The 11,641-nt window shown below is 43.6% G+C and carries 9 protein-coding genes; 6 read left to right on the top strand and 3 right to left on the bottom strand.

Translation table 11 applies throughout. The annotated features are described in order from the left end of the window. The first annotated feature begins 179 nt into the window (after window positions 1–179). The 3 genes from ABF638_RS06490 (at window position 180) to ABF638_RS06480 (ending at window position 2,522) form a co-directional block, all read left to right on the top strand. Window positions 180–395: a hypothetical protein gene (locus tag ABF638_RS06490; RefSeq protein WP_435021238.1), complete on the top strand. Its 216-nt coding sequence runs from the start codon at window positions 180–182 to the stop codon at window positions 393–395. Window positions 396–414: 19 nt separating this feature from the next. Then, window positions 415–840, top strand: a complete 426-nt coding sequence (locus ABF638_RS06485) for a type II toxin-antitoxin system VapC family toxin (RefSeq protein ID WP_069070788.1) — start codon at window positions 415–417, stop codon at window positions 838–840. Between the two features lie 113 nt (window positions 841–953). Further along, entirely contained in the window at window positions 954–2,522 is a 1,569-nt protein-coding gene (locus ABF638_RS06480) for a metallophosphoesterase family protein (RefSeq protein ID WP_435021235.1), read from the top strand. 54 nt (window positions 2,523–2,576) lie between these two features. Here ABF638_RS06480 and ABF638_RS06475 read toward each other — a convergent pair whose 3' ends face one another. Beyond that, window positions 2,577–3,872 carry an ABC transporter substrate-binding protein gene (locus ABF638_RS06475; protein WP_435021233.1) on the bottom strand — a complete coding sequence of 432 codons (1,296 nt, stop codon included), beginning with the start codon at window positions 3,870–3,872 and terminating at the stop codon, window positions 2,577–2,579. A 208-nt stretch (window positions 3,873–4,080) separates the two neighbouring features. Between ABF638_RS06475 and ABF638_RS06470 the strand changes: the two genes are divergently transcribed. Next, window positions 4,081–4,839 (top strand): YebC/PmpR family DNA-binding transcriptional regulator, encoded by a 759-nt coding sequence (locus ABF638_RS06470; protein WP_435021231.1) that lies wholly within the window; start codon window positions 4,081–4,083, stop codon window positions 4,837–4,839. Window positions 4,840–5,034: 195 nt separating this feature from the next. On the opposite strand, the gene ABF638_RS06465 is transcribed toward ABF638_RS06470, so the two are convergent. Together ABF638_RS06465 and ABF638_RS06460 are read right to left on the bottom strand one after the other, a co-directional pair. Next, window positions 5,035–5,355: an RNA recognition motif domain-containing protein gene (locus ABF638_RS06465; protein WP_181928645.1), complete on the bottom strand. Its 321-nt coding sequence runs from the start codon at window positions 5,353–5,355 to the stop codon at window positions 5,035–5,037. A 252-nt stretch (window positions 5,356–5,607) separates the two neighbouring features. Continuing rightward, the gene (locus ABF638_RS06460; protein WP_435021228.1) at window positions 5,608–6,150 is read right to left on the bottom strand and encodes a phycobiliprotein lyase; all 543 of its coding nucleotides are present in this window, start codon (window positions 6,148–6,150) and stop codon (window positions 5,608–5,610) included. A gap of 595 nt (window positions 6,151–6,745) precedes the next feature. Between ABF638_RS06460 and ABF638_RS06455 the strand changes: the two genes are divergently transcribed. Both ABF638_RS06455 and ABF638_RS06450 read left to right on the top strand, forming a co-directional pair. Then, the gene (locus ABF638_RS06455) at window positions 6,746–8,275 is read left to right on the top strand and encodes an efflux RND transporter periplasmic adaptor subunit (protein WP_435021226.1); all 1,530 of its coding nucleotides are present in this window, start codon (window positions 6,746–6,748) and stop codon (window positions 8,273–8,275) included. Window positions 8,276–8,337: 62 nt separating this feature from the next. Then, entirely contained in the window at window positions 8,338–11,595 is a 3,258-nt protein-coding gene (locus tag ABF638_RS06450; RefSeq protein WP_435021224.1) for an efflux RND transporter permease subunit, read from the top strand. Window positions 11,596–11,641: the final 46 nt, after the last annotated feature.

Raw genomic sequence — 11,641 nt, 5'->3', positions numbered from 1 at the left:
GGGATCAAAAGTGCCTAAAGTTACAGAGAGAAACTTTTCAAACATCCTCTTAGACAATTCTAAAAAATCGAGATAATTTGTAAGACAAGTATACGTATCTTCACTAATTAAAGCGTCGTCTACCCTACCCGTATCACCACAACCAGCTTAGGATAGACTAGAAGCAATTTTTGGGGAAAATGGTAGAAAAAATCACAGCTGTGTTTAATGGCAAAGTGTTCTATCCGGCTGAACCGATCGCACTGCCAATCAATACCCGCGTGCGAATCAGTATTGAAATTTTACCGCCAAGTGAACATGAAACGGTATCATTTCTGCAAACGGCGCGATCGCTCAACCTCGAAGGGCCAGCTGAATGGTCTGCCAATATAGATAAATATTTATACAGTAAGTAAATTATTAAGTAAACTTTTCATGCATTCTGAAGTCTTTCTTGATACATCATTTGCCATTGCCTTATCTGCACCGAGCGATCGCTTACATGACCGTGCCTTACATCTGGCTAAAATGTTACAAGCAGCAGAAACTCGTTTGGTAACAACACAAGCTGTGATGTTGGAAATTGGCAATGCCTTATCCCAACAACCTTATCGTCAAGCGGCAATTATATTATTAAATTCTCTAGTAGCAGACTCCAAAGTAGAAATTGTCCCCCTCTCCCAGGAACTCTACGAACGTGCTTTCCAGCTATATCGGGAACGAACAGAGAAAGAATGGGGATTTGTCGATTGCGTATCTTTTATTGTGATGGAATATAGCGGAATCACTGAAGCACTGACTGCTGATGAGCATTTTCAACAAGCAGGCTTTCGAGCATTACTGCGAGAAAATTTGCCTTAAAAATTGGGGATGGGGCATTAGTTATTCACAAATGACTAATGACAAATGACTAATGACAATTAAATATTTCGTTACAATCGGTGTGTGCATTAGGCATTCAAGAGTTATCAGCCATGAAATTGATTTCCGATCCACCGATTCCTGTCAAAATTCAAAAGATGAAGGAACGGGTGCGGTGGATGCATCCAAGTTTTGTGCAACGGGGAATTGACCAAACCAGTATAGTTATTGACGATCGCAGGCAGGATAATCCAGAATTTTCCTTTATGGTTATCGGTGATTCTGGCACTAAGTCCCATTCTCGACACCACCCCCAACGAAGAGTTGCCGAACTGATGCTTCCTCACTGCGATGATTGCAATTTTGTGTTGCACACAGGCGATGTAATCTATGTGGTGGGTTCCCAAGAGTATTATTCAACAAACTTTATTCAGCCTTACCGGGAATTTCTTGTCGGTGGCGACAACCCGAAAAGCATTCCTTATGACCGCATGGTGTTTAATCTGCCGTTCTTGCCAGTACTCGGTAATCATGATTACTACGATGTACCATTGATGTACCGTTTATTTACTGGCACAACATCATCACTACGTCGCCTGTTCCGCTACAAAGATATCGAGATTGGCTGGCATGGATCGTATCAAGGGAATGCCTATGCACGGGCATTTATGGACTACACCCAGGCGATGTCCCCACAAGAGTTAGAACGTCATTTAGATCGCCACTACACTGCAAAGACTGACACAGGAAGCTGTTTACGTTACGAACCTGGAAAGTTTACCCGCTTACCTAATCGCTATTACACCTTTCGTTACGGCGGGATAGACTTTTTCGCACTGGATTCTAACACCTTTAATACACCGTCACCTTTGCCTGCGACTCAAGAAGGGGAAATTTACCGCCGAGAATTGCAAAAGCGTCGCCATGAAATCGATCAAGAAGAATTGCAGATTTTGAAAATATGCGATCGCCTCAACCCAGATAAACCAAGCGAAGCAGAACAACTTGATGACCTCAGTGCCAAATTAGACCAAATAGACGAAATCAAAATCGATATTGAAAAACAACTAGCATCTCATCAAATGCCTGCCATCGACTTTGAACAACTTGAATGGTTGCGAAGCAGACTAATCGAATCTTGGAATACCTCCGAAGTGCGTGGACGTGTAATCTTTTTCCACCATCCCCCCTACGTCACCGAGGCTACAAAGTGGAATCAGGCACAAACCTTGGCGGTTCGCCATCGCTTGCGCTGGGTGTTTGAACAAGTAGCACAAACTCTTGGTTCTCTAATTAAAGAACGTCCCATAGTCGATTTGATTTTAAATGGACACGCTCACTGTTTGGAGCATCTTTGCACAACTGATACCGGATTTGCTGACTCTCACATTAACTGCATTATCTCTGGTGGTAGTGGTCATCGTCCCCGCTATCAACGCCGAGGAGGGACTGAATTGATGGAGACTTTTGCCGAGATTGCAGGTAAACCCACTCGGAAAGTTGCAGATTCGATGCTTTTTGTGGGTCGTCATGACTACAATTTCCAGAACCGACTGCCTTACTCATGCGTGCGGATTGATGTTCTAGATGGTTGCCCGCCCAAGTTTATCATTAGACCGCTGATTACTGAACGGGTTAAAGATGAGTGGTATAACAGTGAACTTGAACCTTTTGTGATTTAAACGGGATGCGCGATTAACAGACGCGATGAATCGCGTCTCTACAAATTACCCATGTCACTTAAAAATCAAATCTAAGCGTTGCTGGGTTGCTTTGAGTGAGTCTGCTGGTGAACTTTTACCCAACAATACAGATTCAATTGCTCGACCTACACTGTCAGAAATCCGATTGTAACCAGGAAATATCGGACGCGATCGCCCATATTTAGCTTGATCTAAAAATACCTTCACCTGGGGTATTTTATTTACAAAATCCTGATATTTTGGACTTTGACGAGACTTCAAATTCACTGGTAAATAGCCAGTTCCCAATGCTAATTCTGTCTGAAATTCTTCACTCAAAGCATATTCGACAAACTTAAAAGCTGCTCTTTCGCGTTCCGGTGTGGTTTTGAAAAAGAAGAGATTCTCACCGCCAATAACAGTAGCAGGTTTTTCTCCAACCGGAATCGGAAAAACATCAAAATCGACACCAGTCTCTTGAAATTGCCCCAGAGTCCAAGGGCCATTTAATTGCATTGCGACTTTACCAGTCAGCAAGTCATCCGTCTCATAACCCCGTTCTGGGCCAGATAAAATAGCGGAACCATCCGTAATTAAATTACGCCAGAATTGCAAAGCTGCGATCGCTCCTTGATTATCTTGCAAATCTACTGCTGCTGCATTCTGTGAATCACCACTCACCAACTCGCCGCCACCACTCCACATAAATGGTAGCCAGGTGAACACTGTAAATTCTCCCTTTCCCAAAGGCAGAAACATTCCATATTGATCAGTTCGTCCATCACCATTAGTATCACGAGTTAATTTCCTCGCAACTTGTCCAAACTCCTGCCAAGTGCGGGGTAATTCAGTAATCCCCGCTGCCTTAAACAAACTCGGACGGTAAAAAATACCAACATTATTTGTAGCAAAGGGCACAGACCAAATATTACCGTTGTATTTCATCGATTCATACAAAGCAGGGTCAATTTCGGCTTTAATTGAAGATTTTTCGAGCATTTCATCCAAAGCTAAAATTGCGTCGAGTTCCACCAATTGACCTGCGATCGTCGGATTATACCACAACAAATCTGGGGGTGCATTTCCTACCACCGCCGCTAAAATCTTGGGCGTTTGCTGATCCTGCTGTCCAACATAAAGTGACTCAACTTGAATATCTGGATGGGATTGATTGAATTTGTCTACCAGCTTTTGCAGTACATCCCGATTTGGCGGCGGATTTACACCTTGCCACAGGGTTAAATGAATTATTTTATCTTCCTTAAGACCAGGTAGAATACTTTGACATCCAACTAAAGCTACTATGCCCACTAATAATACAAGGAGTAAGCTCCTAAAATAGTGTGACACTTTCTTACTTTTTCGCTTGGCATGGCGAGGAGGGTAAAAAAAATCGTGCATGATGTTAATTAGATTGGGTATTGGGCAAAACAGTTTTGAGTACTGAGTAAAGAAGTAAGACTACCCACTCAGCACTACTACTTCCCCACTCCCTTTTAGCACGGGGCAAAAGCTAGATATATCCTAAACTTGAATAGAGTTTTGATATTTTCAGATTATGGCAGGACACAGTAAATGGGCAAATATTAAGCGCCAGAAGGCCATAGTAGATGCAAAAAAGGGAAAAACCTTCACTCAGTTATCCAGAGCGATTATCGTTGCTGCTAGAAGCGGTGTACCAGATCCGGCGCTGAATTTTCAACTCCGGACGGCAATTGACAAGGCAAAAGCAGCGAGTATCCCTAATGATAATATTGAACGAGCGATCGCTAAAGGTGCAGGCAATTTTGGCGGCGATAGTGCTACCTTTGAAGCGATTCGCTATGAAGGTTATGGCCCTGGTGGTGTAGCGATTTTAATCGAAGCCCTCACAGATAATCGTAATCGTACTGCTGCTGACTTGCGTGTAGCTTTTAGTAAAAATGGTGGCAATCTTGGTGAAACAGGTTGCGTTAGCTGGATGTTTGACCAAAAAGGCGTTTGTCTAGTGCAGGGTGTGGTTGACGAAGAACAGCTTTTAGAAGCATCCCTCGAAGGTGGTGCCCAGTCTTATGAGATGAATGAAGATGAGATGGCTGAGGTATTTACTGACATTGCAAATTTAGAAACCCTTAGCCAGACACTCAAAAACCAAGGCATTAAGGTAATTGATGCCGAATTGCGCTGGATTCCTAGTAATAGTGTAGAAGTTACTGATCCCGATCAGGCGCGATCGCTTTTCAAGTTAATTGACACTCTAGAAGGCTTGGATGACGTGCAAAATGTCACAGCTAACTTTGAAATAACAGAAGAATTGATGGCTCTCAGCATTTCTTAATCAAAAATTATGTCGGCATCATAGCCATATCCAAAATGTGACATCATGGAAAATGATCTTTCATCAGGGCACTCTGATTAGAGAATCATAGATGTGCTCAAAATTATCTAGGGTCAAAGTTTTGCATAAAAAAGGCTCAAGCATTTCTGCCTGAGCCTTTTCTAGATTCAATTAAGTTACTTTCGTCGGTTTAACTTAGTAGCGGTTACGGTTGTAGCCGCCGCCACCACCACCACGGTTACCACCACCGAAGGAACCACCACCACTTCTGTCTTCTCTGGGCTTGGCTTTATTTACTTTGAGGTCACGACCAAGCCATTCAGCACCATCAAGAGCTTCAATAGCTTTCGTTTCTTCATCTTCTGAACTCATTTCCACGAAAGCAAAGCCGCGTAAACGACCTGTTTCACGGTCAGTAGGTAGTTGAACACGCTTTACTGCACCATATTCTGCAAATACAGCACTTAGCGCATCTTGTGTAACATCATAGGAGAGGTTACCAACGTAAATTGACATTAAATGTCTCCAAAATCATAAGTTTGTAGAGATTTAGATTTCGGAGAGAAGTCTGTAATACCAAAAGGAAAAAGCCTGTCAATACTAAAAACAAACACTGTCGCCGAATTAATTCTCATTTCACTTTCCATAATGACATAGCAACTTACTTTCTGGGGAAAAGTTTTGCAAAACTGTTATAAAAAGTTATATAAAGTTGCTGCCTAGTCCCCAAACCTGTGAGGCTATAGCGAACCGCATAAACGAGAGAAACTAACTCTCCACTCTTTTTTCTAAATATTGACCAATCATCAACTGCTCACCAGCACGGGAGATAATGGTTTGTCTGGTGCGGTATTTACTGCCAATTAGCTTTAACTCTTCCTCAAACACTGAACCGTTGTACTCAGTTCGTAAACACAGTGTTTTCGGGTTGGAGAAATAATACTGGGCGGTGACTGGTTTAGATATGGCAAAGCCGCGATCGCGATACAAAATGTTTCCCACAACCCCAAATATCGTCGAACCTTGCGATTCTTTCCTTGCTTTCAGCACATCCGTACTTTCCCATGTAACTGCTGCACCACAGATCAAACTTCCTGTGTCAGCCAAATCGTGCATCTGAGCTAGCTTTTGCAATTCATCACAGCCCGGCTCAAGAAAATTGATCGTAACGATACTCTCCATTTCCTTGGTTTCTCCTTCAGGTAGGGTGTAGTAGCGCCGCTGCGATCGCCAATTACCCGCTGATTCTTGGAAAAATTCGGAAATCTGGGATTCATCAGCAGTTTGTGCAATTTTTAACAGAGATGTCACGTCTTACCTTCCTCACCTAATCCAAATATATTTCTGGCAAAAGTTAATTCTTGCTGTTGTTGCCATAACACTGATTGCCCTGTCTCTTGCCATCTTACGCAAGGGGGTAAGAAAGAATAGTGTTTGCCATTACATTATAGACATAAAAAGCAATAAATCTTTAATATTTTTAACAATTAAAGTACAGCAAGTACTTGAAATTACAGTAGAATAAAGTTCAATACTGTCAGTACTGAATATATAAAAACAGGAGTAATTATTTTTTAACACTGCCCATTATGTTAAAATATGAAACTTTTTGGCTCATATCTTTAGAAAAAGCCAGATTTAGCCTGTGGGTAGATTCCAGAAAAATGACAAATATTTATACTAAGTTTATAATTTGTTAACTGCAAGAAGATTATCTACCTCTGCGTCAGAAGTAGAGCGGTGAGAAGTTTTGGACTTTTGTGGGAAAACAGTAGTTTTTGATGCAAAAAATTACTGTCATACAGCTTATTCATTCTCGCCGTTTTTTGTTAATGATATCTCTCAAAATTACTTGATTAAAACACGGCTGTTTAACCCCAAAAGCTCCCCAATAGGAGAAAAATAAATGATTTTGGACACAAATAAGCCGCACAAACAGGTGAAAATGACAGATCCAGTAGCCACTAACCAACTAATTAATATCCAGTTAGATTCAGTTGTGAAAACTGAAGTGGCTACCGCAGATTTAAAGAGTAGACTTCTTGCAAAAAGCACTTGTGCAATAAGTAGGAAAGAGAAAGAAGGAAATTATTCCCTTTCCTCCACATCTGTAAGAAGTTTATTAATTCCCTGTTTGGTAGGTATAGGACTGTTGACGGCGAGTTGCGGATCACTGCCCAAGGAATCAGCTGGCGCACAATCTCAGCAACCTGGTGGTGGAGAACGGGGTGGTGGAACGCCTGTAGATGTGGCGATCGCTCGAACTGACTCGCTACAAACACAACCAGAATATACAGGTAATACAACACCTTTTCGGATTGTATCAGTGCGATCGCAAGTAGAAGCCCGGTTGTTGGCTTTGAATTTAGATGTGGGCGATACGGTAAAACAAGGGCAAAACGTCGGGCAGTTAGACGATGCCATACTTTTGACCGAATTAAAGCAAGCAGAAGCAGAACTAGCAGCCCTGAAATCAGAAGTAGCTAGGGCAACTAATCAGGTAAGTAATGCCCGTGCAGACGTTGAACGGGCGCGGCTAGAAGTGGTACAAGCTCAGTCAGACTCAAGACGGCAACAGGATCTATTCAAAGCCGGAGCGATCGCTCAACAATCTGCCGAACAAGCACGTACCCAGGCGCAAACAGCCGCCCAGGCACTACGGGCAGCCCAAGAGCAAGTCCGTACAGAACAGCAAGCCGTCGCCGCCGCCCAAGGTAGAGTACTTGCTCAACAGGCATTGGTTGCTCAAACCAAAGAGCGTAGGTCTTATGCTCGACTCACATCACCCATCACTGGCGTAGTCACAGAAAAGGTGACAGAACCAGGCAACCTTCTGCAAGCAGGTAGCGAAGTCTTGAAAATTGGTGACTTTAACCGTGTCAAAGTCGTCGTGCAAGTTTCCGAATTAGAACTGGCACAAATTCAGGTTGGACAGTCTGTAAAAGTCCGCTTAGATGCCTTCCCCAGCGAAACATTAATTGGCAGAGTTACGCGCATTTCCCCAGCTGCCGATGCCACATCTCGTTTGATACCTGTAGAGGTAGTAATTCCCAACAATCAAGGGAAGATTGGTAGCGGATTACTGGCGCGAGTCAATTTTGAAACTCAGACTCAACAGCGAGTAGTAGTACCACAAACAGCTATTCAAAAACAAGCCGGGGCAGCCAAAGGAGCAGGGACAGCGAAAAGAGCCGGGGGAGAGCAAGAAAACCCATCTGGAACGCTATTTGTAGTCAAAGACACAGATGGTAAGACGAAAGTAGCAGCACGTGCTGTCACTTTAGGAAAAAGGGTTGATGGCAAAGTTGAAATTCTATCTGGCTTACAAGCCGGGGAGCGCTATGTTGTTCGCAGTGGTCAACCCCTAAAAGATGGAGCCTCTGTACGTTTATCAATTCTTTCCGAAACAGCAGAGTCATCCCCTAAGGGGAATTAAAAATTCAAAATGTTTTTTGAAATTTCTCATTTTGCCTTTTTAATTGGAGTACAGCAACAGTAATGCAGCAAGTAAAAAATGGTGGCGGATTTAGTATCAGTGCCATATCAATCCGCCAACACATCGGCACACTCATGCTGACGTTGGCAGTGATAGTCTTAGGCTTCTTTTTTATCGCCAAATTACCCGTAGATTTACTACCATCAATTACCTATCCTCGGATTGGTGTGCGAATACAAGCACCTGGAATCTCACCAGAGGTAGCAGTTGATGAAGTCACAAGACCCCTGGAAGAAGCCTTTGCGGCTACCGAGGGTGTGATCCAAATTTTTTCCCAAACTCGTGAGGGACAGGTAAATTTGGATCTTTACTTTCAAACGGGAGGCAATATTGACCAAGCTTTAAACGATGCTACAGCTGCCTTTAACAGAGCTAGAAGCACATTACCAGATACCATAGAAGAACCGCGCTTATTCAAAGTTGATCCTTCCCAGCTACCCGTTTACGAATTGGCATTAACTTCGCCCTCCTTGGAAGGGATGGCTTTACGTGTTTTTGCTGAAGAGGAACTAGTCCGCGAACTAAGTGTTGTACCCGGAGTTGCAGGGGTAGATGTATCAGGCGGAGTTCAAGAAGAAGTTAGGGTCAATATTGATTTGGATCGGTTGCAAGCTGTAGGTGTAGGCTTGACCGATGTACTAGATCAACTTAGAGATCGCAACATAGATATTTCTGGTGGTCGGATTTTGGGGCAGAATTCTGAGCCATTAACCCGTACCGTGGGGCGCTTCCAAAATGCCAATGAAATCAGCAATCTTTCCTTTGAAGTCTCTTCGCCTACTCCTTCATCTTCCTCATCTCCCGATTCTGCCGCTACTTCCACCACTCCCAAACGCCGCGTCTATTTGCGGGACTTTGCCGAAGTTATTGACGGTTCGGAACAACAACGGATTTACGTCTTACTCAACGGGGAACCAGCGATAAAAGTCAGTGTGCAAAAACAGCCGGATGCTAACACTATCAACGTTGTTGAAGGTGTGAAAAAACGCTTGGAAGAACTCCGACAATCTGGCGTAATTCCCGAAGGGACAGTTATTACACCTACCTTGGATGAGTCGCGGTTTATTAGCAATTCTATCTCGAATGTTACCAGTTCCGGGTTGATAGGTACTGCCCTAGCAGCGATCGCAGTTCTGTTATTTCTCGGTTCTCTACGTCAAACTTTCATCATCGTCCTAGCCATCCCCTTAGCAACCCTAGCTGCCATCATCTTTATGGGGCTATTTGGCTTATCTATCAACGTTTTTAGTTTGGGTGGTTTGGCATTAGGTGTGGGTATTGTGGTAGATAACTCCATCGTCATGTTAGAGAACATTGCCGAGGGGGCTGGGATGACTCCCGGTAAGGATAATAAAACCCGCTTGACTTCGCAGCAACTAATTTATCAAGCAGAAAAAAGTAGCCAAGAAGTAGAATCAGCTTTAATTGCTTCCACTAGTACAAATTTAGTGGCAGTGTTGCCGTTTTTGCTCATCGGCGGTTTTATCGCACTACTATTTAATGAGTTAATTCTCACCATCACCTTTTCGGTTGCGGCTTCAATTTTGATTGCCGTAACCGTTGTACCGATGCTTGCCTCTCGGATGTTGGCATGGAAGTTTTCTAGCCGTTTGAGCGAATTTTGGCTGTTGCAAAAGTTTAATAGCCGCTTTGATGCTTCTACGAGAGGATACGGCAGTTTTTTAGCAGAGATATTACGCTGGCGGGTGGCTACGGTAGCGATCGCTATTATCCTTTTTGGCGGCGGCAGTTTGTGGATGGCTCCGCAAATTCCCCAAGAAATTCTCCCCCGCATCAACACCGGACAAGCCAACTTAAACGCCCAATTCCCTCCCGGTATACCCCTAGAAACTAACCGAAAAGTCATGGCTGCGGTGGATGATATTCTCCGCAATCAACCAGAAACAGAATATGTTTTCTCTACATCTGGTGGTTCTCTATTTGGTGCTAATACCAATGCCAATCCCCTACGAAGTACTGCAAATATTACCCTAAAACCGGGTACTAATGTGCAAGCTTATACAGAAAGACTTACCCAAGAGTTTAACAAGTTAAATTTAGCCGGAATTCGCCTGCGCCTTTCTCCCGGTCAAGTGCGGGGTTTGATTCTCAGCAACTCTCCGATCCGTGGTGCTGATGTTGACGTGATGCTTCAGGGAAATAACGTAAATAATTTAGAAGAAGCTGGTCGTCAGGTACTAGCAGCCTTGGAAGAACAAGCTACACTAGCGAGATTTCGTCCTGATGCAGACGATCGCCAACCAGAAATTCAGATTCTTCCTGATTGGGAGAGAGTTTCAGCTTTGGGTTTAACTACCACAGAGATTGGAGAGACAATTCAGACTGCTCTTGAAGGTAGCGTACCAACTCAGTTGCAACGCGGCAACCGTTTAGTCGATGTTCGCGTAAAGTTGAATGAAAAATCATTGCAAGCAACTTCTCAATTGCAGAGGTTGCCGTTGTTTGTGGATAACAATCGCCAAATTCGCTTGAGTGATGTTGCCAAAATTGCTGAAGCTCAAGCTCCTGGAGAAGTTCAGCGAATTAACCAGCGCCAGGTTTTCTTAATTGCTGGCAACTTAACTGAGGGAGCTAGCCTTAGTGACGCCCTAGAACAGGTCAGTACGATACTAGATAGTCTAGATTTACCTGAAGGCGTGAGCCGCTTACCCAGTTCAGCAGCTGAATCTAATCGGCAACTCCAAAGCTCACTACAACTATTAGGTGGATTAGCTGCCTTTCTAGTCTTTGTGGTGATGGCGGTACAATACAATTCGCTCATTGACCCACTAGTAATTATGTTTACAATTCCGTTGGCATTAGCTGGGGGGATTTTTGGACTGTACATCACCAAAACTGCCATTGGGGCGACAGTGATTGTCGGTGCGGTTTTGCTAGTGGGTATTGTGGTCAATAACGCCATCATCATGGTTGAATTGGCGAATCAAATTCTGGAACGGGAAAAAGTTGACCGGAAAACTGCGATTTTGAAAGCGGCTCCTCAACGCCTACGACCAATCTTAATGACAACTATTACCACCGTTTTAGGTATGTTTCCCCTAGCGTTAGGAATTGGGGAAGGCTCAGAATTTCTGCAACCATTAGGCGTAGTGGTGTTTTCGGGTTTATCTTTGGCAACAGTGCTGACGCTGTTTATCATCCCCTGTTTTTATACTCTGTTGCACGATTTGCTGGGTGGAAATTGGGCGAAGCCAGTGTTAATCCGGTTGCAGGGATTTACCAAAAAACTTACAAACTAATGAGCATTTAAGTTGCAAATAGTTCTTCTGACTTGATTCTGACCGA

This window comes from Nostoc sp. CALU 1950, from assembly GCF_051172895.1.
Lineage (GTDB): Bacteria > Cyanobacteriota > Cyanobacteriia > Cyanobacteriales > Nostocaceae > Nostoc > Nostoc edaphicum_A.
Note: the sequence above shows the minus strand (reverse complement) of the source record. Positions and strands in the feature narration are given on the sequence as shown.